This window comes from Kribbella sp. NPDC043289, assembly GCF_056436705.1.
On sequence record NZ_JBWKCB010000002.1, the window covers coordinates 886020 to 912034 of the forward strand.

At 68.4% G+C, this 26015-nt stretch carries 21 protein-coding genes; 14 read left to right on the plus strand and 7 right to left on the minus strand.

Features of this window, described 5'->3' with window-relative positions:
* Positions 1-35: 35 nt before the first annotated feature.
* From AC0662_RS16010 to AC0662_RS16020, 3 genes are all read right to left on the minus strand, one after another.
* Positions 36-1079: a cytochrome d ubiquinol oxidase subunit II gene (locus AC0662_RS16010; protein WP_478301318.1), complete on the minus strand. Its 1044-nt coding sequence runs from the start codon at positions 1077-1079 to the stop codon at positions 36-38.
* Positions 1076-2578, minus strand: a complete 1503-nt coding sequence (locus tag AC0662_RS16015; protein WP_478301320.1) for a cytochrome ubiquinol oxidase subunit I — start codon at positions 2576-2578, stop codon at positions 1076-1078. The genes AC0662_RS16010 and AC0662_RS16015 overlap by 4 nt, the downstream gene beginning before the upstream one ends.
* A gap of 124 nt (positions 2579-2702) precedes the next feature.
* Positions 2703-5048, minus strand: a complete 2346-nt coding sequence (locus AC0662_RS16020; protein ID WP_478301322.1) for a helix-turn-helix transcriptional regulator — start codon at positions 5046-5048, stop codon at positions 2703-2705.
* Positions 5049-5211: 163 nt separating this feature from the next.
* Here AC0662_RS16020 and AC0662_RS16025 point away from each other — a divergent pair, with 163 nt between their 5' ends.
* Positions 5212-9915: an excinuclease ABC subunit UvrA gene (locus AC0662_RS16025; RefSeq protein WP_478301324.1), complete on the plus strand. Its 4704-nt coding sequence runs from the start codon at positions 5212-5214 to the stop codon at positions 9913-9915.
* Entirely contained in the window at positions 9912-10877 is a 966-nt protein-coding gene (locus AC0662_RS16030) for a hypothetical protein (protein WP_478301326.1), read from the plus strand. The genes AC0662_RS16025 and AC0662_RS16030 overlap by 4 nt, the downstream gene beginning before the upstream one ends.
* A gap of 13 nt (positions 10878-10890) precedes the next feature.
* On the opposite strand, the gene AC0662_RS16035 is transcribed toward AC0662_RS16030, so the two are convergent.
* Positions 10891-11658 (minus strand): alpha/beta hydrolase family protein, encoded by a 768-nt coding sequence (locus AC0662_RS16035; RefSeq protein WP_478301328.1) that lies wholly within the window; start codon positions 11656-11658, stop codon positions 10891-10893.
* Positions 11659-11915: 257 nt separating this feature from the next.
* On the opposite strand from AC0662_RS16035, the gene AC0662_RS16040 reads away from it, so the two are divergent.
* The 5 genes from AC0662_RS16040 to AC0662_RS16060 all read left to right on the plus strand — a co-directional run bounded on the left by AC0662_RS16040 (position 11916) and on the right by AC0662_RS16060 (position 14300).
* Entirely contained in the window at positions 11916-12590 is a 675-nt protein-coding gene (locus tag AC0662_RS16040; RefSeq protein ID WP_452194717.1) for a hypothetical protein, read from the plus strand.
* 237 nt (positions 12591-12827) lie between these two features.
* Positions 12828-13163: a hypothetical protein gene (locus AC0662_RS16045; protein WP_478301330.1), complete on the plus strand. Its 336-nt coding sequence runs from the start codon at positions 12828-12830 to the stop codon at positions 13161-13163.
* 17 nt (positions 13164-13180) lie between these two features.
* A complete protein-coding gene (locus AC0662_RS16050; RefSeq protein WP_452194720.1) occupies positions 13181-13699 on the plus strand; it encodes a hypothetical protein in 519 nt (172 codons plus the stop codon).
* 17 nt (positions 13700-13716) lie between these two features.
* Entirely contained in the window at positions 13717-14049 is a 333-nt protein-coding gene (locus AC0662_RS16055; RefSeq protein ID WP_478301925.1) for an immunity 8 family protein, read from the plus strand.
* Positions 14046-14300, plus strand: a complete 255-nt coding sequence (locus AC0662_RS16060) for an Imm32 family immunity protein (protein WP_478301332.1) — start codon at positions 14046-14048, stop codon at positions 14298-14300. The genes AC0662_RS16055 and AC0662_RS16060 overlap by 4 nt, the downstream gene beginning before the upstream one ends.
* Before the next feature lie 2 nt (positions 14301-14302).
* Here AC0662_RS16060 and AC0662_RS16065 read toward each other — a convergent pair whose 3' ends face one another.
* A complete protein-coding gene (locus AC0662_RS16065; RefSeq protein WP_478301334.1) occupies positions 14303-15277 on the minus strand; it encodes an NmrA/HSCARG family protein in 975 nt (324 codons plus the stop codon).
* 94 nt (positions 15278-15371) lie between these two features.
* On the opposite strand from AC0662_RS16065, the gene AC0662_RS16070 reads away from it, so the two are divergent.
* Complete coding sequence (locus AC0662_RS16070; protein ID WP_478301336.1) at positions 15372-15863, plus strand: MarR family winged helix-turn-helix transcriptional regulator; 492 nt, start codon at positions 15372-15374, stop codon at positions 15861-15863.
* A gap of 110 nt (positions 15864-15973) precedes the next feature.
* Here AC0662_RS16070 and AC0662_RS16075 read toward each other — a convergent pair whose 3' ends face one another.
* A complete protein-coding gene (locus AC0662_RS16075; RefSeq protein ID WP_478301338.1) occupies positions 15974-16267 on the minus strand; it encodes a hypothetical protein in 294 nt (97 codons plus the stop codon).
* A 24-nt stretch (positions 16268-16291) separates the two neighbouring features.
* Here AC0662_RS16075 and AC0662_RS16080 point away from each other — a divergent pair, with 24 nt between their 5' ends.
* From AC0662_RS16080 to AC0662_RS16100, 5 genes are all read left to right on the plus strand, one after another.
* Positions 16292-17200 (plus strand): FAD:protein FMN transferase, encoded by a 909-nt coding sequence (locus tag AC0662_RS16080; protein ID WP_478301340.1) that lies wholly within the window; start codon positions 16292-16294, stop codon positions 17198-17200.
* Positions 17200-17751 carry a hypothetical protein gene (locus AC0662_RS16085; protein ID WP_478301342.1) on the plus strand — a complete coding sequence of 184 codons (552 nt, stop codon included), beginning with the start codon at positions 17200-17202 and terminating at the stop codon, positions 17749-17751. Before AC0662_RS16080 ends, AC0662_RS16085 begins: the two co-directional genes overlap by 1 nt.
* A gap of 86 nt (positions 17752-17837) precedes the next feature.
* On the plus strand, positions 17838-18947 hold the full coding sequence (locus AC0662_RS16090; protein WP_478301344.1) for an NADH-ubiquinone oxidoreductase-F iron-sulfur binding region domain-containing protein: 1110 nt from the start codon (positions 17838-17840) through the stop codon (positions 18945-18947).
* The gene (locus AC0662_RS16095; protein WP_452194736.1) at positions 18944-19144 is read left to right on the plus strand and encodes a ferredoxin; all 201 of its coding nucleotides are present in this window, start codon (positions 18944-18946) and stop codon (positions 19142-19144) included. The genes AC0662_RS16090 and AC0662_RS16095 overlap by 4 nt, the downstream gene beginning before the upstream one ends.
* Before the next feature lie 135 nt (positions 19145-19279).
* Positions 19280-24142 carry an NAD-glutamate dehydrogenase gene (locus AC0662_RS16100; protein WP_452194737.1) on the plus strand — a complete coding sequence of 1621 codons (4863 nt, stop codon included), beginning with the start codon at positions 19280-19282 and terminating at the stop codon, positions 24140-24142.
* Positions 24143-24145: 3 nt separating this feature from the next.
* Here AC0662_RS16100 and AC0662_RS16105 read toward each other — a convergent pair whose 3' ends face one another.
* Positions 24146-24883 (minus strand): GntR family transcriptional regulator, encoded by a 738-nt coding sequence (locus AC0662_RS16105; protein ID WP_478301348.1) that lies wholly within the window; start codon positions 24881-24883, stop codon positions 24146-24148.
* A gap of 127 nt (positions 24884-25010) precedes the next feature.
* On the opposite strand from AC0662_RS16105, the gene AC0662_RS16110 reads away from it, so the two are divergent.
* A complete protein-coding gene (locus AC0662_RS16110; RefSeq protein WP_452194740.1) occupies positions 25011-26009 on the plus strand; it encodes a Gfo/Idh/MocA family protein in 999 nt (332 codons plus the stop codon).
* The last annotated feature ends 6 nt before the right edge of the window (positions 26010-26015 follow it).

Below are 26015 nucleotides of genomic sequence, written 5' to 3' on the forward strand. Positions count from 1 at the left end.
GGCGGATCATCCGCCAGTGATGATTGGGGCGCGGCTCAGCCCGCCGGCGCGTCCAGCGGGCGGTCGCCGACGTCTTCGGTGCCCTCCTCCGGGAGCATCGCGCGCTGGTCGAGGACGTAGAGCAGGACGAAGCCCGGTGCCACGATCAGCGCGGCCAGACCGACGACCACCACCAACGTCACCAAGCTGCTGTTGGGTGCCGCGGCGGCCTTGATCGTGAGGCTCACCGGCAGGAGATACGGCCACTGCGCGATACCCCAGCTGACGATGATCAGGGCGACCGCCAGGATGGCGAGCACCCTTGCGCCACGGGCGGCGTACCGCATCAAAAGGACTAGGGCCCCGGCACCACAGAGGACGCTGAGGATCGCGGTCGGCAGGCCTCTCGACATCAGGCCGTCGAAGACGTACGACGCCTTGGCGTTCACGACGACGAGGTCGGCCACCGCGACGACCCCGGCGACGACGGCGCTCAGCACAGCGCGCCGGCGGAAGTACTCACCCATCGCGAACTCGCTGAAGTGCCGAGCGTCCCAGACCAGGTACACCGCCGCCAGGTACGCCGCCACGGCGACCGCCAGCACCCCGGTCACGATGGACGTCGGGTTCAGCCAACTGTCGACCGGGTCACCGGCCTTACCGCCCGACGGCACGTGCCCGGACGCGATGCCACCCGCGATCGCACCCATGCAGAACGGCACGAGCACCGACGACAACGCGAACGCGCCACCGAAGATCCGCCGGAACCGCAACGTGACCACGGCCTTGCGGAACGCGAAACTCGCCCCGCGGAGGACGATCCCGAGCGCGGCCAGCGTCAGCGGGACGAACATCGTCAGCACGATCGACTCGTACGCCGACGGGAACGCGGTCCACGTGACGACGAAGACGAAGATCAGCCAGACGTGGTTCGCCTCCCACACCGGCCCGATCGATCGCTCGATCACCGCCCGCGGTTCCGCGCCACGCTCCGGCCCGCCCGCGACCAGGTCCCAGAACCCGGCGCCGAAGTCCGCGCCGCCGAACACGGCGTACGCCGCCAGCGCGAGCAGCAGGACGATGGCGACCGTCGTACTCACGGCGCCCCGTCCTTCGCCTTGGCCTCCTGCTTGACCGGCTCCTTGGCCGGTTCCTCGACGGGTTCCTCGACCTGCTCGACCGGCGGTTCCTTGGCTGCGCCCGCCTGGGTCGGACCGTACGGCGAGTCGCCCTCGATGAACCCGCCCGAGCGGCGGAAGCGTTGGCTCATGCCCCGCAGTACGAGGATCGTCGTGACCCCGAGCGCGGCGTACAGGACGAAGACGCAGATGAAGGTGATCCAGACCCCGGTGTTCGCGGTGGCCGCCTGCTCCACCTTCATCTGGTTGTAGACGATCCACGGCTGCCGGCCGACCTCGGTGACCACCCACCCGGCTTCCATCGTGATCACCGCCAGCACTCCGCTGCCCGCGGCGATCCAGAGGAACGCCCGGCTCTTGGGCATGTGCCGCCGGAAGAGCCAGGTCAGGCCGTACCAGACCGACAGCAGGAAGAGCAGCGTGCCGAGCCCGACCATGATGTCCCACGCGAGATGGACGGTGTTCGTCTCCCGGATCGTCGGGCGATCGGCAACGGCCTCGCTGTTCAGGCCCTGGACGACGGTCGACTTACCGGTCTTCGGATCCGACAGCCAGGACGCGAGCCCGGGGATCGGGATGCCGCCGGAGATCGTGCCGTCCGCGTTCAGCTTGCCCAGCAACGTCTCGGGTACGTCGGACTTCGTGGTCGGCACGAGTTCGATCGCGGCGAACTTCTCCGGCTGGTTGTTGTACACCCACCGGGCCAGCGTGTCGCCGACCCCCATCTGGATCGGGGTCATCACGGCGGCGACCGTGAACGCGATCGTGAACGCGATCCGGTGGTACCGGTCGTGCCGGCCGCGGAGCATCCCGGTCGCGTACACCGACGCGATCAGGAACCCGCCGACCAGGTACGCCGCGACCACCATGTGCGCGGACTGCCAGGGCATCGCCTTGTTGAAGATCACTTCGAGCGGCTCGACCTTGGTGATCTCGCCGTTCGCGTTCATCGTGAAGCCGCCCGGCGCGTTCATCCAGGCGTTCGCGGCGACCACCGAGACCGCCCCGAAGACCCCGGCGATCACGATCGGTACGCCGGTCCAGAAGTGCGTCCACGGTTTCAGCCGGCGCCAGCCGAACAGGTAGATCGCGACGAAGATCGCCTCGGTGAAGAAGAACAACCCCTCGAACGCGAACGGGATTCCGAACGCGTCGCCGTACACGCCCATGAACCGCGGCCAGAGCAGGCCGAACTCGAAGCTCAGCACCGTCCCGGTCACCGCGCCGACGGCGAACGTCACAGCCATGTACTTCGACCAGCGCTGCGCGAGCACCAGTGCGTCGTGGTCGTCCCGCTTGATCGCCCGGTAGTTCGCGATCAGGGTCATGAACGCCCAGGAGACACCGAGCGGCACCAGGATGATGTGGAACGCGAGCGTGAACGCCATCTGGGCCCGGGCCCACGGGACCGGGTTCACCGCCTCGGCCACCAGGGCAGTGACAGTGCCGCTCGCGATCATCTGGCCTCCTACTGGCCTCCCAGGCGCGACCGGGGCCGGTCCCCGGCTCGGCGCCCTTCGAGTCTTTCGGGCGCCGAACCCGCGCGGGATCATCCGGCGGGAGTGATTCGGCAGATCGGATTCGTCAGATCAGATGCAGGTCCCAGGCGCGGCGGACCGCCTCGTTCCGGCTGGACACCGACAGCTTGCGGAGGATCTTGCGGACATGCGTCTTCACGGTGTTCACCGAGATGAACAGTTCGGCAGCGATCTCGTCGGTACTGCGCAGCGTCGAGAGCCGGCGGAGTACCTCGAGTTCGCGCTCGGAGAGCTCTTCGACGATCGGCGACGGGTCCCGCGCCCAGGTCATCGCCGTGGTCTGGTCCGGACGCAACCAGAGGGCGTGGGATCGCAGCGAGAGATCGTTGCGGATGACCGCCCGGATCCGGGCCGGCAGGTGGGTGAACGGCCGCCGGATCCGCTCGCCGCGCGCGAGCGACAGCGCCTTCGCGATCTCGGAGCGGCCGCCGCGGACGTCACCGTCGAGCCACTGGCTGTGCGCGTGGTCGAGCAGGTCCTGCACGCGCTGCGAGGTGGTCAAGGTCTGACGATCCGCTTGGTCCGACTCGCCCCGGTCGAGCAGGTCGAGTCCGACACCGGCGGCTTCAGCGTCGACGTACTCGCGCAGCCAACCAGCGCGTGGTTCCGGGGTCCGCAGCGCCGAGCGGGCGCCCACGGTGTCACCGCGATCCCGCATCAGCCGTGCACGCAACAACGTCGACACCGATCCCATCAGTACGTCGTCCTGGGTCTCGCTGAGGTTGCGCGCGCGGGTGAGACTGTGTTGCGCGCGGTGCAGGTCCTGTCGCTCCAGCGCGACCCAGGCGCGCGCCAGATGGGCCGCTGCGAGACGGTGCGAATCGTCCGCGATGCGCTCGGCCATGTCGGCCAGCCCCTCGCCGCGGGACAGATGACCGCGACACGCTTCGGCGAGCGCGAGCGTCGCGACACACCGCAGCCGCAGGTCTTCAGATTCGTACGTCGCGAGCCGGACAGCGTCACCGAGCACCGCGCACGCACTGTCCAGGTCCCCTCGGCGGAGGTACGCCGTACCCTCGGCGGCCAGCACCAACGCCGACAGGAGATCGGAATCGCTCGCGGGCAGCTGCTCGCGGGCGTCGCGCGCGGCCACCAGCGTTGCGTCGACAGAGCCGGACTTGTCGTGCATGACAGTGGTCAGAACTGCTGCAGGCAAGGACATCTCGCAACGCGCGAGGCAATCCGCGGCTGTGTCGACGTCGTCCTTCTTTAGCGCCAGCGCGGCGCGAACCAAGTGCACATCGGTGCGGTCGAGAGCGGGCATGCTGGCCAGCTCTTCCGCGAGAGCCGTGCCGGTAGCGGTCGACAGCAACAGGTCCGCGATCGCCAGACAACGAATGACGACGCTCGCTGCGCGTTCCCAATCGCCCGTCGCGGCGGCATGACGGACAGCCGGGAGCAGTTGGCCTTGGTCGGCGTACCAGTCGGCCGCCCGTTGGTGGAGGTCGTCGACCGGCAGCGTCCGGACCACCTGGGCGCGGAGGAATTCACGGAAGAGCGGATGGATTCGGTACCAGTTGGCACGGCCACGCACCGGCTGGACGAAGGTGTTGCCGGCCGTCATCCGCTGCAGTACGGCGCCCGCGTCCGCGCGATCGGACAACGAGGCGGCGAGGTCCGGAGTGAACTCGTCCACCGGACTGATGCGCAGGAGGAAGTCCCGATCGGCCTCGTCGAGTTCACCGAAAACCTCTGCGACCAGGTAATCGGTCGCGAATCCGTTCAGCGCACCGGCCTGCGCCCCGGACCGCATCGCGAGCGCTGCCAGCCGCACTCCGGCCGCCCAGCCCTCCGTGCGATCGAGAACGACCTTTGCCGCTATCTCCGGCTCGTTGACGTCGTGGGCACCGAGCAACGCGGCGACCTCCGCACCGGTGAAGGCGAGATCGTCCTGCCGGATCTCCGCAACGGTCCCTTCGAGCCGGTAGCGGTGCAGCGGCATCGGCGGATCCACCCGCGTGGTCATCAGCACGCGCAAGTGGTCGCCGCTGCTGTCCAGCAAACGATCCAATTGATCGAAGACCGTACGCCGCTGCACGCGCTCGGCCGCGTCGACGACGAGTACGACCGGTTGGTCGAGCCGGAGCAGTTCGTCGGACAGTTGGTCCAGGTTCGCTGCCGCGGAGTCCGTCGTACCGGCGCCGGCGTCGGTCAGTGCGCGCTGCACGTCCGTCAGGAACGTGTCCTCGCCGCCGGACGACGAGAGCCAGGCCACCGGCGTCTGTCCGTAATGTCGTGCCCACGCTGCGGTGAGCACGGTCTTGCCGGAGCCCGCAGGTGCGCTGACGAGCGTCAACGGGGCGTCTCGTACCGCCTCCGACAGGCGATCGAGCAACCGCGTCCGGTCAACGACGTGAAAAGCTGGTACGGGCGCCCGCACGTGCACCGTCATAGTTCCCCCGACCGCTCGCGCGTCTGCCGTCCGCCGCCGCGCAGGCAGAGACAGACCCTCCCCTTCCTTCGACTCTGGGTTCGCGCGAGGGGCCCCGCATCGCCCCGATGGGGTGAAACCCAGTCTTCGGTGGACTGGTCCGGAGAGCTGCGAGGATGGCGGGATGGATCGTCGAGGCGCGGGTGCGACCGGCCGTGGTCGGCGACGGTTCCTCGACGTTTACGGCGCAGCCGAACACAACCTGCGCGATGTCGACGTCTCCTTCGGACCGGGTCTGACCGCCGTCGTCGGTGTGTCGGGGTCGGGCAAGTCGTCGCTGGCGTTCGACGTGGTGCATGCCGAGGCGCATCGGCGGTTCGTCGAGACGCTGGCGCTCGGCGGCAACTCGGCGCGGGTTCCCGCCGCGCAGGTCCGGCGGATCGACGGCCTGGGGCCTGCGGTGGCGGTCGCGCAGAACGTCCTGAACCGGAACCCGGCCTCGACGCTGGCGACATCGGTCGGGCTGCATCCGTTCCTGCGGATCCTGTACTCGCGGTTCGCCGAGGTGCAGTGCCCGCGCTGCGATGTACCGATCCGGGCGCTTTCCGCCGAGGAACGTCTGACGACCGCGCTCGACCTGCTCGCTCAGCGGGACGAGCTCGACGTCGAGGTCGCGATCGTGCGGGGGCTGACGGGAAGTCACGCCCGGTTGCTTGCGGGCATCCGCGGACAGTTCGCCCACGTCTCCGTCGACGGTCGAGAGTGGGCAGCCGGTCGGGCTCCGCGCCTCGACCCGGCGCTGCCACACGATGTCGTCGTCCGAGTCGCCACGCTCCGATCCGACCAGTCGGCGGCCGAGGTTCGGGCCATGCTGGAGCACGCCGACGCGCTGGGCCGACCCGAAGTCCTCCTCGGCGGTACGCCGGTACTGCGCGCCCCGATCTGCCCGCGATGCGGCGCCTGGGTCCGGCCCCTCGCACCGTCGGCGTTCCGTGGCGACCACGACACCTCGTCACATCGCATCGCCGGCGTCACGTTCCAGGAGCTGATGGGTCGACCGGTGACCGAGGCCCTCGAATTCGTCGAACAACTCCCACTCGGCTCGCGCGCGCGACGCGTCCAGGACGAGCTGCTCCGACGCCTGCGCCCACTCGAACAGCTCGGCCTAGGGTACGTCGCCCTCGATCGCTCGATGCCGACGCTGTCGCGCGGTGAAGCGCAACGAACCCGGCTCGCGGTCGTGCTGTCCGGGCGCCTCGAAGACCTGCTGCACGTCCTCGACGAACCGACCATCGGCCTGCACCACAGCGATCTGAGCCGACTGCTCGACGCCGTCGTCGCGCTGCCCGGCCCGGTCCTGATGGTCGAACACGATCCCTTGGCCGTCGCGATGGCCGACGATGTCGTGGAAATCGGGCCTGGCGGTGGTGACGCCGGCGGACGGCTGGTGTTTCAGGGCCCGCCCGCTGAACTGTGGCGTGCGGACACGGCGTCGGGCCGCAGCTTCGCCACCGGCGCTCGGCAGCAACGATCCCGGCGACCGCTCTCCGCGGACCGGATCCGGATCGCCGGTGCGACCCTGCGCAACCTGCGCGACGTCGACTGCGAGATCCCGCTCGGAGCGCTGACGGTGATCACCGGTCCATCCGGGGCCGGCAAGACCACCCTGAGCCGCGAGGTGTTGCTGGCGTCCTTGCGCGAGCGTGGGCCGGTCGGGTGCGCGGCGTTCGATGGGCCGGTGATCCGGGCGCGGGCGGTGGATCAGGCGCCGCTGGGCAACAACCCGCGGTCGAACCCGGCGACGTACACCAAGGTGCTGGACCGGATCCGCGACGTGTTCGCGACCGAGACCGGCCGGTCCGCATCGGACTTCACCTTCAACCGGGCTGAGGGCGCTTGCCCGGACTGCGAGGGGATGGGTTCGGTCGCGATCAACCTGAGTCAGGTCTCGACGAGTTATGTCGCGCCGATCTGGGTTCCGTGCGAGGCCTGTGACGGCCGGCGCTATCGGCCCGAGGTCCTCGAAGCGACGTGGGCCGGCCGGTCGATCGCCGACGTACTGGAGCTGAGCGTCGACGAGGCCGTCGCGGTCTTCGCGGAGCACCCGGCGGTGACTCGCATCCTGGAGCCTTTGCAGGAGGTCGGTCTTGGTTACCTGACGCTCGGACAGGCGTCCCCGAGCCTGTCCGGCGGGGAGGCCCAACGCGTCCGGCTCGCCCGCGAGGTCGCCAAGGCCAAGGCCGGTGAGCTGCTACTGCTCGACGAGCCGACGACCGGGCTGCATCCTGGCGATCTCGATCGGTTGCTGGCGGTGTTCGACCGGCTGACGGACAGTGGCTGCACGGTGGTCGTCGTCGAGCACCAACCGGACGTGATCGCCGCCGCCGACTGGCGCATCGATCTCGGTCCGGCGGGCGGTCCCGACGGCGGACGGCTGCAGCATTGCGGACCGCCGGAACCCGAGGAACAGCCGCGGGTGCGTCCTCGCGCCGCGCCGCGCACCGACCGGCGATCGAGTGCCGCCGTACGGGTCCGTGGTGCTCGTGCCCACAATCTGCAGGGTGTCGACGTCGACTTCGCTAAAGGCCGGTTCAGTGTCGTCACCGGGGTCTCGGGGTCCGGCAAGTCGTCGTTGGTCCACGACGTACTCGAGTCCGAGGCGACCAGGCGGCTGCTCGAGTGCCTGTCGGTGTACGAGCGGCAGTCGGTGCGGGAGGGACCGGAGGCGCCGGTCGACTCGGTGACCGGCCTGGGCCCGACGATCGGTATCGACCCGTCGGGCCTGTCCTTCGACGGACAGGGGCCGGGCTTCTACGTGTGGGATGCGGACCGGGTGACCGTTGGCCGGTCCAGCGATCTCGATCGGCTGCTCGCCGTGATCATCGCCCGGGCCGGTGTTCGGACCTGTCTGAGTTGCGGGAGTGACGGCGTACGCCGGACGTCCCCGAAGCCGGATCGAACGTGGCTGTGCGGTGACTGCGGAACCAGCGCGGTGCCGATCGAGCCGCGCCAGCTGGTGGGATCGCCGGTCTCGAACTGTCCACAGTGCCTGGGACTCGGGGTCGAGCGGGAGTTCGAGTTCGCCAAGTTGATCGTGCACCCGGACGTGCCGATTCCCGCGGGCGTGTTCGGCGGCAGCCTGTCGTGGTTCCGCGCGACCGGCGGCATGGAGGCGCCGACGCGGTCGCTGGCCTCGCGGTACCGGTATGACCTCGACCACACACCCTGGGCCGAGTTGAGCGACGAGGCCCGGAACGCTGTCCTGTACGGCGACGCGTCGTGGACCGGGCTGAACAGTTGGGCCCGGAATGACGTCGGCGGCAAGGACTCGATCGGGTTTCCCTGTCGCGAGTGTGGGGGCCGGCGGCTGCGTCCGGCGTACCTGTCGATCCGCGTCGGCGGGCACGCGCGGGACGAGCTGTTCGCGAGCGCGCTCGCCGAGGTGGAAGCGGTCCTGGAATCGATGGGCGAGCCTGATGATCCGCAGGCGGCGGATGCGCGGACCAGCGCGCTGCATCGGCTCGCGTTCCTCCGTGCCGTCGGGCTGGGCTACCTCCAGCTGAACCGGTCGACGTGGACGTTGTCGGCGGGCGAGGCGCAACGGATCAAGCTGGCGTCGGTGGTCGGGGGAGGGCTGGTCGGGATGACGGTCCTGCTCGACGAACCGTCGAGGGGCCTGCATCCGTCGGAGGTGACCGCGTTGACCCGGACACTGACCGAGTTGCGGTCCGCCGGGAACACTGTCATCGCCGTCGAGCACGACCCGATCGTCATCCGCGCGGCCGACGACGTGATCGAGATCGGCCCGGGACCTGGGCGAGCGGGCGGTCGCCTGATCGCGCTCGACCATCCGCAGTCGGTGACCCGCGCGGTTCTGGACGGTCGGTTCCCGGCACCGCGCCGCGATCGTCGCCGGGAGCCGGCCGGGTGGATGCAGATCACCGGAGCTCGGGAGAACAACCTCGATGGGGTCGACGTCCGCGTCCCGCTCGGTGTGCTGGTCGGCGTCTGCGGGGTGTCCGGGTCGGGCAAGTCGTCGCTCGTCGTCGACACCCTCGCGCTCGGCCTGACCCGGCCGAAGACGAACATTCCCGGCCGCGGCGTGATCCGCGTCCGACCAGGCGATCACGACGGCATCACCGGCGCGCCGGAACGCGTCGTCGTCGCCGACCAATCTCGCGAGGAGGTCGCGTCACCCGGGATGTACCTTGGGCTGATCGGTGCCGTGCGCAAGGAGTTCGCCGGCGAGCAGGGGATCACGGTCAAGGACCTGACCTATGGCTGCGACGCCTGCAAGGGCAAGGGGATATGGAAGCAGGACATGTCGTTCCTGCCGTCGGTGGCTCAGACCTGCGAGGCCTGCGGCGGAACCGGGTATCGCCGTGAGGCTGCCGGCCTGCTCCACCGGGGCCGCACGCTGCCCGACATCGAGTCCCTGACCATCGCCGAGCTCGTCGACGAGTGGGGTGACATCGACACGGTACGGCGGGTCGGTGGTGCCGCCGTCGCTCTCGGGCTCGGGTACCTCGTCGTTCGCCAACCGGGCTGGAGCCTCTCGGGCGGCGAGGCGCAGCGGCTGAAACTCACCAAGGAGTTCGCCCGTCCGGCGAAGGCAGGCTCCTTGTACCTGTTGGACGAACCAACCGTCGGCCTCCAGGCCACCGACGTCACGGTGCTCGTCAGCGCGCTGGACACGCTTGTTGCTGCTGGCAACAGCGTGCTGGTCGTCGAGCACGACCCGGCCTTCCTTGCTTGTTGCGATTGGCTGATCGAGCTTGGCCCAGGTGCTGGACCGGACGGCGGCCGGATCGTGTTCGAGGGCTCACCCGAGGCTCTTGCTGGGGCCGGCACCTGTACCGCTCCGCATCTTGCCGAGGTGCTGTCGTGAGCATTGGTGCGTTGTTGCTCGGCGACCCGTCCCCTTCGCTGCGGTGGCGTGTCGCCCGCGAGCTGGAGGGGGCCGATGAGAACGACGCCGAGGTTGTCGCGTGGCGTGCCGAGATCGATCGCAGTACTGAGATCGAGGCCCTTGTTGGGCAGTTGGCGGTCGCGGATCAGCCTTCTGCTGCGGGCTATCTGCTCTGCCGGCTGGCCAACCTCGGCTACCGGGGACCTGCGTCGGCTATAGCCGTCGAGAACCTCTTCAGCCTCCAACAACCAAACGGCTCCTGGTCGCCCCCGCCCCCCGACCCAAGCCCCCGCGCCGGCTCCCGTCCCGGTTCAGACCCCGGCCTGAGCGACAGTCCGCGGTTCATCACGATGCAGACCGTCGTACCGCTGCGGGGGATCGCCGCCGCCGGCTTCGCGACCGATCCACGCGCCGAGCGGGCCTACGAGTGGCTTCTGGAGGTCCGCCTCGCAGACGGCTCCTGGCCTTCCGGTCCGAAAGCTGACCTCGGCTTGGCCGGTCGCCCGGCGCCACCGGAGAAGGCGTACCGGCGGCTGCCTCAGGGGCTCGGTTGCCGCTCGGCCACCACCGGCGCCGCGGCCTGCCTCGCGCTGCACCGCGACCGCCGCCACTCCGAGGCCGCCCGAACCGGCGTCGCTCACCTCCTGGCCCGCGAGGCCCGAGACACGTCGACCGTCGGCTGGGAGATCTCCCGCCTACTCGGTCTGGAACCGGCGATGGGCCAAGTCACCTTCTACGCCACCGCCGACCCGGCCTTCGTCCTGCACCTGGCCTCCCGGTGTGGCTTCACTGCACAAGACTCCCAAGTTGGCGCGCTGGCAACCCACCTGGAATCCCTCCGAGGCCCTTACGGCCTCTGGCAACACCCGGCCCACCCACAGCTGTCCGCCTGGCTCTCGCTGAACCTCGAATCCACCCTCCGCCGCCTCGAGCCCGCCTGAGCCGACGTCGTACTCAGCAGGTGTTCTTGGCGGGTTTGTTGTCGAAGCGGTCGGTTGTCCAGGTGAGGATATCGCGGACCGCCGGGGAGTCTGGTTCGACGAGCGGGACGTGGTCACGGCCTTCGTAGGTGCGGTAGTCGACGGGGTACCCGGCGGCGCAACGTGCGTCGACGTACTCGGCCTGGGTTGCCGGGAGGATGAGGGTGTCGGCGGCGCCTTGGCCGATGAGGACCGGGGCCTTGATGGGACCGGACGGGACGTTGTCGCGCAGGCGTTGCCCGAAAGCGCCCGCACCGGGATTCCCTGACCAGATGGGCTTGTCCAGCGCCACGACGGCCCCGAGGACCGTACCGGTCAACCGGCCACCTTTGGGACGCGTGGCCGCCGAGGGTCGGCGTACGAGTGGCACGTCGTCACCCTTGACGAAGGCAACCACCTGCCGAACTCCGACGATCAGCACACGCGCACCGAACACGACCGCGACAACCAACACGGTGACATCCGGCCACGCAAGCGCCAGCAGCCCGAACAGCACCGAGGCCGCCCCACCAACCACCGCATTGACCCGAGCCGTACCCCGCACGCGCCGGCCAGCAACCAGCTCAGCCACGCCCCCAACCAGCAACGCCCCCGCAACCGCCACCGCGACAACCCTGATAGTTGCCCCCGGCCACACCAACACCACCACCGCAGCCCCGAGGTACGCCGTACCAGGCACCCACCCCCAAACCCCCCGCGTGCCGCCGCAACAGCTCCCCAACCCCAGCCACCACGAGAGCACCAACAAGAACCACAACCAACACCGCAAGCGAAGCAAACGGCTTGAACACCAACAAAGCCCCAAGCCCCACCAACAGCACCCCAACCACCAACCGCACCCACCGAGCCCCAGCCCACCCCAAGCCCCTGGCCGCTGTCATGACCTCACCGTACCGACCACGCTCGCATCAGGTCACGACATACTCGCGGGCTCTAACCTAAGAGTCCTGGAGAGCCGGCCCGCCTACGAACGGCGAGCCAGTGAGGAAATCGCCGAAGATGCTGACAATCCGGCAGCCCGCCTTCGAACTCACCATCGTCGTCGAGGACGGTGAGCGACACGAGGACGTCTGCGACACGGACGGCTGGGTGACGGTCCTCGGCAAGGGGACCTGGGGTGCAACGTTTCTGACGATGGATGAGCTGCGTGCGCGATGGGACGAGGAAGAGCAGGCCGGCGAGCGCGCGGCGGGCCAGTACTACGCCACTCCGGGCCTGGTGATTCTTCGCGAGCCCGGTATCGACAACATCGTGGCTGCAGTCCGCGACATCGTCGATACCGAGCTCTACCCCTTGGTCCTCGTGCGACAGACGGAGGTCGACGACGACCGGAGATCTCTCGCCTGGTTGATCGAACGACTCGAAGCGCGGCCGAAGATGTTCAGCCTCGACGGGTCGTTCAGCATGTACGCCGCCTTCTTGCGCGGCTGTCAATACGCGACGGAGGGTTCGAGCTGGGCGGGCGACTTCCGCTCATGGCTCGTCGAGCAGCTGGGAGACGGCGGCAACCTCGGCTGGGAAGCCCTGATCCTGCGCCTGTCCTTCCCCACAGAGCCCCAAAAATGGAGCTACCTCGACAATGCTCCACGATCGGATGAAGACGACCGTACGGCGTGCCACTCCCTGCTCTCCCAACTCAAGGCATTCGATGAGAACGACGAGCGATTCGTCTAGATCGGGAGCCCCGCCCGCATCAGGTCACGCGCCGCACCTTCACCGTCGCCGACCCACCGCCCGCGTCATCTGAGGGGGCACCCCCTGAGATGGCCCCTTCTACCCCCTTCAGGCAAGGGGGCAACGAGCCATCTGAGGGGGCACCCCCGCAGATGACAGGGGCTCTAACCTAAGACTCCTGGAGACTCGGCCCGCCTCCGAACAGCGAGCAATGAGCAAGGCTTCGAGATCGCGGGGGTGAGTTTGTTTACGATCGAGCATCCTGAATTCCGGTTGCGACTTCTCCTCGAAGAGGACGAGGCTCCTGAAACGGTCAGCAATGTGGATGGATGGATAGACATTCCGGGTCGCGGCTCATGGGCCGGCACCTTCTTGACCGTCGCGGAGGCCGCGCGTCTGATGGAACGCTGGCGCGAGACCGGCGAGAACGCATCCGGCGCGTACTTCGTCGCGCTAGATGGAATCATTGTTCGCGATCCCGGAGTTGAGTCGATCTTGACTGCGGCGCAGGATCTGGTGGCAACGGGTGATTATGAGCTGTATCTCATAAAATCGGAAAACATCGAGCTGTGAGGCCTGTGGGTGCCGCTGTGGATGCTGATAAGCCGCGAGAGTGGGCGGACTGGGTCGGTGTGGAAGAGAAACTCCCGTGGCTCAAGCCCGAGCCTTATCTCCTGGAAACCGCCGACTTGGAGGCGTCGCTTACTGTACTGGGCGATCTCGGGTTTCGGATAGTTAGCGCGCAGGCACCGGAAAAAGGCGATCTCGAACGGAAGTTGCTGATCGAGTTGAGCAAGTGTCTGGGCTTCACGTCGCTCGGCGCCGGCTCGTGGGCTGCTTTCGCGGACCGGATGTGGGACCTGCTGACGGAAGCGTGGTCGCCGCCGCTGGCCGTGGTAATTCAGGGATTTGATCGCGTGTTGTCGACGGACCTGCGCGCCTTCGTCAGATGCGTGCACAACCTGGTGTCGCTGACCGAGCGCGTCGGCCTCTCGGACGATCGCGCCCAGCGCCAAGTGGTGTACTTCTTCGTGGGGAACTGGCCATCAACTTGGCAAAACACACCCGGCCGCTCCGGGTTGCCTCACGACGGAACGGATCTGTTGTGAGGGCTTCGGTGCGTTCCGTGTATAGCTCGGATGTTGATGTGGAGACTTATGTTTCTGCGGATCCTCGGGATGATGCGGTGTGGGTTCGGTTGCTGGTCGGGCCCGCGGGAGGTGTCGGTGAAGAGTCGTTCGACGTGCTCGTCTGCACGCCTGTATGGCTTCAGCGTCTGGTTCAGGAGGAAGGCCCACAGTTGGGTCGGCATCACTTGATCGTCGAAGCGCTCGACCTGCCCCGGGTGCTGACGTTCCTTCGGCGGCGGTTCGAGGAAGTTGAGGCTCCTACGTGGAGTGCCTTGGCTGAGAAGCTTGCTCGGATCGGCTATTGGGAGTTGGAGGACTATCAGCCGTGAACTTGCCGTATGAAGAAACTCGTGGGTTGCGTTTTGAGTGGGACGATGACTTCGAGATCGCCGTTGAGGTGCAGGGCTCCGAGGTTGTGATATCGGCTAATCCGGCTGGTTTGCGATCGCTCGCGAGGCATCTGCTGACGCTTGCGCAGGACGGCGTACCAGACGGACATCACATTCATCTCACTGCCGGTCAGGAGATTGAATCGACGGTTGATCTGGTGGTTGAGAGAAGTGCCCGTGCCGTTGGATGACTCTAGCTTTGCGCGGCCTTGAGGTCCTCTTTGTGGTTGTCGAGCCAAGCGGCGAAGGACTGGAGGGCGGGGTTGAGGTTGCGGGCCTTCTGTAGGTCGCGGGCGCCCGTGAAGGCGTCGTGGTTTTCTGTGTAGTACTGGAACATGTTGGACATTTCGGTGGCCAGGGGGAAGGGGTACGTGCGGTACTCGGGCCACGTGGGGGAGTGGTGGGTTACCTGCTCGCCGAGGGCTGTGGTGAGGGCCTCGGCGTATTGCTCGCCCGTGAGGTGTTCGCCGGCGATGCTGATGGTTTGGCCGATCAGGTCGGGGCGCTTCAGGATTGCCAGGGCGGTGCGGCCGATGTCTTCGGAGGCGATGCCTGCCAGGCGCTGGTCGGCGATCGGGAGGGTGATCGTCAGCCGGCCGTCGGCGTTGCGCGTCGGTACGAGAGTGTCGAGGAACGCGTCGAAGTAGAACGTGGTGCGCAGGAACGTCGTCGGTACGCCGTACTTCGGGAACAGCTCGTCCGCCTCGCCCTTCGCGTCGAAGTGCGGGACCTTGTAACGCCCGTCGTCCAGGCTCGGTACGTCGTCGCGCCCAGCGAAGAACCGCCGGGTGTCCTCGAGCGTCGACCAGACCAGGTGCAGTACGCCGGCATCGCGCGCGGCCCGGGCAGCGGTCTCGGCCTGGGCGAGCTCCATCTCCGCGCGGGTCCGGACGGCCTCCTGCTCGGGTGTCAGCGGCGCCCAGTAGTTCGTGACCACGAAAGCGCCGTACGCGCCCTCGAACGCGGACCGGACGCTCGCTTCGTCGTCGAGGTCGGCCGCGACTACCTCGGCCCCGGCAGCCGCGAGGTCGCGGGCTGGGCCGGACGACGGGTTCCGGGTCAGCGCCCGGACGGCGAACTCGCCCGCCGGGTCCGCCAGGATCGCGCGGACCAGCCCGCCGCCCTGGCTCCCGGTCGCACCGACGACGGCGATCAGCTTCTTGCTCATGGCAACTCCCCAGAAAGTTTGGGTTGATGTGTCAACCAAAGGAATCGTAGCGCGTTGGGTTGATGTGTCAACCCCGGCGGGTACGATGGGTGGCGTGAGTAAGGGACCGTGGCTCGACGAGGGCGAGCAGCAGGCGTGGCGGAGCTATCTGCTGATGAAACGGACGCTGGAGACGCATCTGGAGCGGCACCTGCAGCGGGAGTTCGGCCTGTCCGGGTCGGACTTCGAGATCTTGGTCAACCTGTCCGAGTCGGAGTCCGGCCGGATGCGCGCCTTCGAGCTCGGCCGGTCCACGCAGTGGGAGAAGAGCCGGCTCTCGCACCACCTGACCCGGATGGAGAAGCGCGGGCTGATCCGCAAGGAGGCCTGCGACGCGCGCTACCCGGAGATCGTGATCACCGCGGAGGGGCTGGCGGCGATCAAGGAGTGCGCGCCGGCGCACGCGGCCCGGGTCCGGGAGTTCTTCGTGGACGTGTTCGGGCCGGAGCGGCTCGGGGTGCTCGGTGAGGTGTCAGACGCGGTCGTCGCGACGATCGGCAAGCACTGCGAGACCGACTGCCCGCCGGAGGTCCGCGGCCCGGCTTGAGAAGGGGTAAAGCCTTTAAAGCCTGAGGGGCGCTCTCACGAACCTTTCAGCAGAACTTGACGGTCGCTTGATCTTCTCTTGGAGTGCGGCTGACGGGCTTCGAACGAGGCTTACGGCATGGTCACCACACATGATTCCCACTCCACCCGCAGGCGCTGGCTGCACCGAGCCTCCGCGGCCGCGATAGCCACTGCCGTTCTCGGCGTCGGCGCGACCGGGATCTCGGTCGCGGTGGTGTCGTCGAAGCACTCGAGCAGCAGCACGGGTACGACGTCCACGTCGAGCAACTCGGACGACAACGGCTCCAGCTCCAGCAACTCGGGCTCCAGCGGCTCCGGGTCCAGCTCCAGCTCTGGATCGAACTCCAGCGGCAGCGGTCTCGGATCGGCGAACTCCGGCTCCACCTCGCAGGGTGGGAGCAACGGGTCATGAGCGTCTCGCGGACCTGGACCGCGTGGAGCTGCTCGGTCCGCCTGACCGTCGACGACCCGGCCGTACTTGGGGCGGCGTGTGGTGAACTCAAGGCGCTGATGGACCGGGTCGACAAGGCCGCCAGCCGCTTCCGGCCCGACTCCGAGCTGTCGGTCGTGAACACCCGCGCCGGTGCGCTGGTGCCGGTCTCGCGGCTGCTCGTCGACCTGGTCGACGTGAGCCTGGTCGCGGCCCAGATGAGCGGCGGCGCGGTCGATCCGACCGTCGGCCCGGCGGTGATCGCGGCCGGGTACGACGCCGACATCGAGACGGTACGGCGGCGTTTCCCGCAGGCCCCGCTCGACCCGAAACCGGTCGCGGGCTGGCAGGAGGTTCGGCTGAACCGCAAGCTCGCGCTGCTCGGCGTACCGAAGGACTGCGCGCTCGACCTGGGTGCCACCGCCAAGGCGTGGACCGCGGACCGCGCGGCGAACATGCTGTCGAAGCGCTACGGCTGTGCTGTCCTGGTCGAGATCGGCGGCGACCTCCGCGCGGCGGGCGAACCCAAGAAGCCCTGGGTGATCACGGTCGCTGAACGCGCCGGTGATCCCGGTGTCCTCGTCACCCTGGCCCACGGCGGTCTCACCACGTCGACCCGCACGGTACGGCGCTGGCAGACCCCGACCGGCTACGGCCATCACGTGATCGACCCGCGGACCGGTCACCCCGCGGCGGGCCCGTATCGGACGGCCTCCGTCTGGGCGCCGACCGCCGTACGGGCGAACACCTTCAGTACGGCGCTCATCGCCACCGGTGAGGCGGCTGTCGGACGGCTCAAGCTGGCTGGTCACCCGGCCCGGCTGATCGCCGAGGACGGTGAGGTCACCGAGTTGCTGGGCTGGCCGGCAGCGAGCAGGGCTGCCTGATGACGCTCTGGTACCTCGCTCGCGCGGCCGGCGTGGTCACGATGGTCATGTTCACGCTCTCGGCCGTGCTCGGGATCATCATGCCGAGCATCCGGCGGCCGGCGACGCGGTTCTGGCTGCAGTACGTACACCGGTCGGCCGCCGTGACCGGACTGGTTTTGCTGGCGACCCATGTGGTCGCGGTGATCGCCGACAGCTACGTGAGCATCAGTCCGCTCGCTCTGGTGTGGCCGTTCGCGTCTGGCTACCGGCCGTTCGCGATGCTCGTCGGTGTGCTGGCGCTCTACAGCCTGGTACTGGCGTCCCTCGTCGGAGCGTCCCGTGGCCGGCTGGCGGTCTCCGCGCGGTTCACGAAGTACTGGCGCAAGCTGCACATCGCCGCGTCGGTCGGATGGCTCCTGTCCATCGGCCACGCACTGCTGGCGGGCACTGATCGCAGTACCCCGTGGATGGTCGGGATCACTGTCGGGTGTCTGGCTGCCGTCGCCACTGCGGGTGCCTACCGCCTCAACGCACCCCCAAAGCTCACCCGCGCCTGGAGGGCCCAATGATCACGGTGGAAGAGACACGAGTCATCGGCGAGGCCAGAGTGTTTGCTGGGCTTGACCAGGGGCGGCTGGACCTTCAGCGTCACCTGTTGACTCATGGCAGTCAGCCGAGGCTGACCCGCGACGACTACACCAAGCTTGCTGAAGCTGTAGGGCTCAGGGGGCGTGGTGGCGCGGCCTTCCCGGTCGCTCTGAAGCTGCAGGACCTCCCTGCGCGTGGGATCGAGGCAGTGGTGGTCAACGGTTCCGAGAGCGAGCCGTTGAGCCGTAAGGACCGCCTGCTCCTCACGAATTCACCGCATCTCGTCCTGGACGCCGCAGTCGATCTCGCGCACGCACTGCGAGCGCCGCACGTGCTGATCGCCGTACACGATCCTGCTGCGGCCACGTCGATGCGGGAAGCGCTGATGGAGCGCGACGACCGCGTGGCGATCGAAGTACGAGACACGCCGGGCCGTTTCGTCGCCGGTGAAGCCCGTGCGGTCCTGAGCGCGCTCGAGGGCGGTACGGCGGTACCACCGGGCCGACGCGTACTGCCGACGCGCAAGGGCTACCACCGCCGCCCCACGTTCCTGTCGAATGTCGAGACGTTCGCGCAGCTCGCAGTACTAGCGCGCCTTGGCTCCCGTGGGTTCAGCAGCACCGGCCTGATCACCGAGCCCGGTACGCAACTCCTGACGATCGACGGCGCCGTACAGCGACCCGGTGTGATCGAGACACCGATCGGTGTGCCACTCGACACAGTCCTGCAGTACGCCGGTGCGGAAGCCGGGCCCGTACTACTCGGTGGCTACCACGGCCGCTGGCTGTCGGAGACCGCTGGTCTGACGCTGCAGCGCCCGGAGGTGTCGGCCGGCATCGTCGTCGCGCTCGGCTCCCGGACCTGCCCGCTCGGTGAGGTCACTCAGGTTGCCCAGTGGCTGGCGAGCCAGTCGGCCGGGCAATGCGGTCCGTGTGTGTTCGGTCTCGCGGCGTTGGTCGACGACTTCGCCAGGCTGACCGCCGGCGACCCGCAGGGCTGGCACGACGCCCGGCGGCACCTCGGCCTGGTTCCCGGGCGCGGAGCCTGCGCCCACCCCGACGGAACCGCGAGGTTCCTGATGTCCGCGCTCGAGGTACTGGACGACGACATCCACCGGCATCTGTCCGGTCAGGGATGCGGCCGGCCGGTGCTGGGCGTGCTGGGAGGCACCCGATGAGCAAGATCGAGATCGACTGGACCCGGTGCGACGGTCACGGCCTGTGCGCGGGTCTGCTGCCCGATGACGTCGTCCTGGACGAGTGGGGATTCCCGGTGCTCCGGGGCCGCGAGATCACCACCGGTGAGCTCCCGGACGCGCGCCGCGCCGTCCTCGCCTGCCCAGCCCTCGCTCTCCGGCTCACCAAGCGCGGGTGAGGCGTGACTCACCCCGCTGACAGGCCCGTCCCGACACCACACCAGTGACAGAGGTGGACTAATCTCTGAGTGACCGCACAATGTCGTGCGGTCCGGCGCGAGCGACGCCGACGTCACGTGTGGAGACGGTGGGGAATGCAGAGCAAGCTGGACGTCCGGAAGGCAGATGTGCTCGCGAAGGCGGTGGCCGCGGGGACCCATGGGCACGACAAATTGGTCGACCCGGGCAAGCTGCGGACGTTCTTGGAGCAGTACTACCGGCATGTCGCCGCCGAGGACGTCGCGGAGCGCCAGCCGAACGACTGCCTGGGCGCCGCGCGGCACCACTACAAGTCCGCGATGTCCCGCCCGCAGGGCACGGCGAAGGTGCACGTCTTCACCCCGACGCTCGAGGAGCACGGCTGGTCCGCGAGCGGCCGGACCGTCGTCGAGATCGTGGTCGACGACATGCCGTTCCTGGTCGACAGCGCGTCGATGGCGATCACCGACCGCAACCTCGAGCTCCAGCTGCTGATCCACCCGCAGTTCGTGGTCCGCCGCGACATGGCCGGGACGCTGCAGGAGGTCCTGGACGACAGCGCCACCGCGGACGGGCACGACCTGGTGCGGGAGAGCTGGATGCACCTGGAGATCGAGCGGATCGCGGATGTCGCCGAGCAACGCGCCCTCGAGCAGGAGCTGCAGAAGGTCCTGAACGACGTGCGTGAGTCGGTCGAGGACTGGCCGAAGATGCACGAAAAGGCGGTCAGTATCGCCGCCGGTCTGAACGCCGCCGACCTCCCGGTCTCCGACAGCGAGGTGGAAGAGGCCCGGGAGCTGCTGGAGTGGCTCGCCGACGAGCACTTCACCTTCCTTGGCTACCGCGAGTACGACTTCACCATGGAGGGCGAGCAGGGCATCCTGCGCGGCCGGCCCGGGACCGGCCTGGGCATCCTCCGGCCGGACCCGAAGCCGGGTTCCGGCAAGCTGCCGCCGGAGGTGAGCGCCAAGGCCCAGGAGCAGAAGCTGCTGATCCTGACCAAGGCGAACTCCCGGTCCACGGTGCACAGGTCGGCGTACCTCGACTATGTCGGGATCAAGCAGTTCGACGCGGACGGCAACCCGGTCCGGGAGTGCCGGTTCATCGGGCTGCTCTCGTCGACCGCGTACACCGAGAGCGTCATGCAGGTGCCCGTACTGCGGCGCAAGGCGCTCGAGCTGTTCCGCCAGACCGGCTTCGACCCGAACAGCCACAGTGGCAAGGGTCTGCTCGACGTACTGGAGACGTACCCGCGCGACGAGCTGCTGCAGGCGCCGGTGGAGGACCTGCTGCCGATCGTGCAGTCGGTGCTGCACCTCCAGGAGCGGCGCGCCGTCAAGCTGTTCGTACGCCGTGACGTCTACAACCGGTACCTGTCCTGCCTGGTGTACCTGCCGCGCGACCGCTACACCACCGCGGTCCGGTTGAAGATGCAGCAGATCCTGAAGGACGCCATCGGCGCCGAGAGCGTCACGTACGCCGCCTACGTCACCGAGTCGGTGCTGGCTCGGGTGCACTTCGTGGTCCGGATGAAGCAGGGCGAGACGGTCGGGGAGTACGACCCGGACCTGCTCGAACAGCAGGTGATCGAGGCGACCCGGGCCTGGGAGGACGACTTCAACGTCGCTCTGCACGCGCAGGGCGGCGACGGCGCCGTGGCCAAGCTGTCGCGCCGGTACGCGCAGGCGTTCCCGGAGGCGTACAAGGAGGACTTCGACGCCCGCGTCGCGGTCAACGACGTGCACGTGCTCGAAGGGCTGCCGGCCGACAACGGGCTGGCGATGTCGCTCTACAGTCCGATCGAGGAGGAGTGGGAAGGCGAGCGCCGGTTCAAGGTCTTCCGGACCGGATCGGCGCTATCGCTGTCGCAGGTGCTGCCGCACCTGACGGCGATGGGCGTCGAGGTGATCGACGAACGCCCGTACGAGATCCGCTGCGCCGACGGCACGATGGCCTACATCTACGACTTCGGCCTGAAGGCTCCGGAGGACGCCGAGGAGCGCGAGGACCTCCGCACGCTGTTCTCCGACACGTTCCGGGCGGTCTGGGACGGCCGGGCGGAGTCCGACAACCTGAACGCACTCGTACTACGCGGCAGCCTCAGCTGGCGGCAGGTCTCGATCCTGCGCGCATACCAGCGCTACATCCGTCAGGGTGGTACGCCGTTCAGCCGGGGCTACATCGAGAACACCTTCCTGAACCACGTCGACGTCGCCAGTCTCCTGGTGCAGCTGTTCGAGACCAGCTTCGACCCGGCGCGCGGTCCGGCCGACGACCCGGAGCGCGTGATGCGCACCGACCAGTTGGAGAAGGAGGTCCTGGCCGCGCTGGACACAGTGCGGAGTCTGGACGAGGACCGGATCCTGCGGTCGTACCTGACCGTGATGAAGGCGACGCTGCGGACCAACTACTTCCAGCCCGGCGCCGATGGGCAGCCGCGTTCGTACATCTCGCTGAAGCTGGAGCCGAAGGCGATCCCGGAGCTGCCGCAGCCGCGGCCGGCGTACGAGATCTTCGTGTACTCGCCGCGGGTCGAGGGTGTGCACCTGCGCTTCGGCGCGGTCGCGCGCGGTGGGCTGCGCTGGTCGGACCGCCGCGAGGACTTCCGCACCGAGGTGCTCGGTCTGGTGAAGGCCCAGATGGTGAAGAACTCGGTGATCGTGCCGGTCGGCGCGAAGGGCGGGTTCTACGCCAAGCAGCTGCCGGAGCCGTCGGTGGACCGCGACGCCTGGCTGGCCGAGGGCATCGCGTCGTACAAGACCTTCATCTCGGGGCTGTTGGACATCACCGACAACATCGTTGCCGGTGACATCGTTCCGCCGCGGGACGTGGTCCGGTACGACGGTGACGACGCCTACCTGGTCGTTGCCGCGGACAAGGGGACGGCGACGTTCTCGGACATCGCGAACGGTGTCGCGAAGGAGTACGGCTTCTGGCTCGGTGACGCGTTCGCGTCCGGCGGCTCGGTCGGGTACGACCACAAGGCGATGGGCATCACCGCCCGCGGCGCCTGGGAGTCGGTGAAACGGCACTTCCGCGAGATGGGTCACGACTGCCAGAACGAGGACTTCACTGTCGTCGGCGTCGGCGACATGTCCGGTGACGTGTTCGGCAACGGGATGCTGCTGTCCGAGCACATCCGACTGGTCGCGGCGTTCGACCACCGGCACATCTTCCTGGACCCGGTGCCGGACGCGGCCACGTCGTTCGCCGAGCGGCGGCGGCTGTTCGAGCTGCCGCGGTCGTCCTGGGCGGACTACGACGCGTCGCTGATCTCGGCGGGCGGTGGCGTGTTCCCGCGGACCGACAAGGCGATCCCGATCTCCGCCGAGGTACGGACGGCGCTCGGCATCGAGAGCACCGCGACGACGCTGACCCCGGCCGAGTTGATGAACGCGATCCTGAAGGCGCCGGTCGACCTGTTCTGGAACGGCGGCATCGGCACCTACGTGAAGTCGGCCGCCGAGTCGAACGCGGACGTCGGCGACAAGGCCAACGACCCGATCCGGATCGACGGCGCCGAGCTGCGCGCCCGCGCGGTCGGCGAGGGCGGCAACCTCGGCTTCACCCAGCTCGGCCGGATCGAGTACGCCGCGGCCGGCGGCCGGATCAACACCGACTTCATCGACAACGTGGCCGGCGTGGACACCTCCGACCACGAGGTGAACATCAAGATCCTGCTGGACACGGTGGTCGCGGACGGCGACCTGACCGAGAAGCAGCGCAACGACATCATCGCGTCGATGACCGACGAGGTCGGCGCGCTGGTGCTGAAGAGCAACTACCGGCAGAACATCGCGCTCGCGAACGCGACCGAGCAGGCGCCCGCGCTGCTGCACGTCCACCAGGACTGGGTACGGCGCCTCGAGAAGCAGGGCCTGCTCAATCGCGAACTGGAGTTCCTGCCGAGCGTCAGCGAGTTCAAGCGGCGCAAGGCCGAGGGGCGCGGGCTGACCTCGCCGGAACTCTCGGTGCTGATCGCCTACACCAAGATCGTGATGGAGGCCGAGCTGCTGAAGACGTCGCTTCCCGACGACGCCTTCCTCGCGCACAAGCTGGCCAGCTACTTCCCGAAGGCGATCCAGGAGCGGTTCGCCGACCAGGTGCAGAGCCACCAGCTGCGCCGGGAGATCATCACCACGCAGGTCGTCAACGAATTCGTGAACACGTCCGGCATCACGGCGTACCACCGGCTCTCGCTGGAGACCGGCGGGACGGTCGAGGACGTCGTCCGGGCGAACCTCGCGGCGTCCCGGATCTTCGCGCAGCCGGAGCTGCTGTCGCGCAACGCCGAGCTGGACAACGTCGTCCACGCCGACACCCAGTCGCACATGCGGCTGGAGACCAGGACACTGGTGGAGCGCGCGACCCGCTGGCTGGTCAGCAACCGGCGGCCACCGGTCGACATCGAGGAGCTGATCGAGTTCTTCGGCCCCGGCATCGCGAAGCTGACCACGGCGCTTCCCGAGGTACTGCGGGGTCGCGAGCTGGCGCTGTTCGAACAGCGTCGCGAAGCGCTCGTGCAACGGGGAGTCGGGGACGACTTCGCCACCCGGATCGCGGTACTGCCGCCGGCGTACGCGGGGCTCGGGATCGTGGAGACCGCGTCCCGCGACGACATCGACATCCTCGAGGTCGCCAAGGTGCACTTCGCGCTCGGCGAGCGGCTGCAGCTGGGCCGCTTCCTGGAACGGATCATCGGCCTGCCGCGCACCGACCGCTGGCAGACGATGGCCCGGGCCGCGCTGCGTGACGACCTGCACGCCGTCCACGCCCGCCTGACCCGTCAGGTCCTGGCGAGCACCGACGCCTCGGCCGAACCCGAGGACCGGGTCGCCACCTGGCAGGACCAGAACGCCACGGCCCTGGCCCGCGCAGCCACCATGCTCGACGAGATCGTCGAAACCGAGGGCCCGGAACTCGCCCACCTCTCGGTCGGCCTCCGCCTGGTCAGGACCCTGCTCGCCAACCAGGCTTAGAAATCAGCGGTCCGACACTACGACGTCGACGGAGTACTGGTCGGCGCGGTAGCAGTGGTTGCCGTACTCGACGGGGGAGCCGTCGGCGGCGTAGGCGGAGCGGGTCATGGTGACCAGGGGTTCAGCCTTGGACATGTGCAGGGTACGGCGCTCCTCGGCGGTCGCGTTGCGGGCGCCGATGCGCTGGCGGGCAACCGTCGGGCGGATGCCGCGGGCGCGCAGTACGGAGTACAGGCCGTCCGCGGTGAGTTGCTCCAGGGTCAGGTCGTTGAGGGCCGGAGGCAACCAGTTGCGCATGATCGCGAGCGGTACGTCGTCGGCGTACCGGAGCCGGACGATCGAGACCAGCGGGGTGCCGACCGGCAGTTCGAGCACCGCGGCGGCGCGGTCGTCGTGGGCGTCGCAGTCCAGCGACAGGACTTCCGTGCGCGGCGCGCGGCCCTCGCGGGCGAGATCCTCGTAGAGGCTGGTCAGCTCGGCCTTGCGGTGCACCATCTGGTTCGCGACAGTGGTGCCGATGCCGCGCCGGCGGACCAGCAGGCCCTGGTTGACCAGCTCGGAGATCGCCCGCCGGACCGTCGGCCGGGACAGCCCGAGCCGGTCCGACATGGCGATCTCGTTCTCGAACGGGTCGCCCGGGCGCAGTGAGCCGTCGGTAATGGCGGACGTCAGTTGCTCGGCCAGTTGGTGGTACAGCGGCACCGGACTGGTCCGATCGATACTGACCGGAAGGGCAACCATGGCCGGGATGTTACATGATGAAAGTATGTATGTCTCGACGTGAAAATGTGTTAACAAAGTCTTGACACCTTCGCTGCCTGCCCGGGAAGCTGACGGAGCGTACGCAACCAGCGGAAGGGTGACCGGAATGCGGATCGGGTTGGTCGGGGTCGGGCGGATCGGGGCGTTCCACGCCGCCACGCTCAAGGATTTGCCGGCGGTGGAACAGGTGGTCGTCGCCGATGCGGACCCGGGCCGGGCGGAACTCGTCGCGAAGGATCTCGGCCTGGAGTTCGCGCCCGATGTCGACGCGTTGCTGGCGAGCCGGCTGGACGGGTTCGTGATCGCCGCCGCGACGTCCGCGCACGCCGAGTTGATCGAGGCCGGTCTGGCGGCCGGCCTCCCGACGTTCTGCGAGAAGCCGGTGGCGATCGACCTGGCCGAGACCAAGCGCGTCGTCGAGCTGGTGGAGAACTCCGGCGTACCGGTGCACATCGGCTTCCAGCGCCGCTTCGACCACGGGTACCAGACGGTCGCGGCGCAGGTCCGCTCCGGCGAGCTCGGGTTCATCCACCACATCCGGGCGAACACCAACGACGCGTTCCCGCCGCCGGCGGGGTACATCCCGACCAGCGGTGGGTTCTTCCGGGACTGCACGGTGCACGATTTCGACATCATCCGGTTCGTCACCGGGGCCGAGGTGGTCAGCGTGTTCGCCACCGGCGCGAACCGCGGCGAGTCCTTCTTCGGCGAGTACGGCGACGTGGACGCAGCGGCCGCCCTGCTGACACTGGACGACGGCACCTTCGTCTCGGTCAGCGGCACCCGGTACAACGCGGCCGGGCACGACGTGCGGATGGAGGTACTCGGCAGTCTCGGATCGGTCGCGGTCGGGCTCGACGAGCACACCGCGCTGCGTTCCGCCGAGGAGGGGGTGACCTTCCCGGGCGGTCAGCCGCACGCGACGTTCATGGACCGGTTCCGTCCGGCGTACGCCGCCGAGCTCGCCGCCTTCACTGAAGTTGTGGCCGGCAACCGTGAGGTGCCGTGCACGGTCCGCGACGCGTACCAGGCGTTCCGGACAGCCGATGCGTGCGAACTCTCGCGCCGCGAGGCCCGAGTTGTCACGCTGGAAGAGATCGCCTGATGCCGT

Bases quoted from the DNA above. Each gene is read 5' to 3' on its own strand.
- AC0662_RS16015 (WP_478301320.1), bottom strand. From the start codon at position 2,578: ATGATCGCGAGCGGCACTGTCACTGCCCTGGTGGCCGAGGCGGTGAAC.
- AC0662_RS16020 (WP_478301322.1), bottom strand. From the start codon at position 5,048: ATGACGGTGCACGTGCGGGCGCCCGTACCAGCTTTTCACGTCGTTGAC.
- AC0662_RS16025 (WP_478301324.1), top strand. From the start codon at position 5,212: ATGGATCGTCGAGGCGCGGGTGCGACCGGCCGTGGTCGGCGACGGTTC.
- AC0662_RS16040 (WP_452194717.1), top strand. From the start codon at position 11,916: ATGCTGACAATCCGGCAGCCCGCCTTCGAACTCACCATCGTCGTCGAG.
- AC0662_RS16065 (WP_478301334.1), bottom strand. From the start codon at position 15,277: ATGAGCAAGAAGCTGATCGCCGTCGTCGGTGCGACCGGGAGCCAGGGC.
- AC0662_RS16080 (WP_478301340.1), top strand. From the start codon at position 16,292: ATGAGCGTCTCGCGGACCTGGACCGCGTGGAGCTGCTCGGTCCGCCTG.
- AC0662_RS16085 (WP_478301342.1), top strand. From the start codon at position 17,200: ATGACGCTCTGGTACCTCGCTCGCGCGGCCGGCGTGGTCACGATGGTC.
- AC0662_RS16095 (WP_452194736.1), top strand. From the start codon at position 18,944: ATGAGCAAGATCGAGATCGACTGGACCCGGTGCGACGGTCACGGCCTG.
- AC0662_RS16100 (WP_452194737.1), top strand. From the start codon at position 19,280: ATGCAGAGCAAGCTGGACGTCCGGAAGGCAGATGTGCTCGCGAAGGCG.
- AC0662_RS16105 (WP_478301348.1), bottom strand. From the start codon at position 24,883: ATGGTTGCCCTTCCGGTCAGTATCGATCGGACCAGTCCGGTGCCGCTG.
- AC0662_RS16110 (WP_452194740.1), top strand. From the start codon at position 25,011: ATGCGGATCGGGTTGGTCGGGGTCGGGCGGATCGGGGCGTTCCACGCC.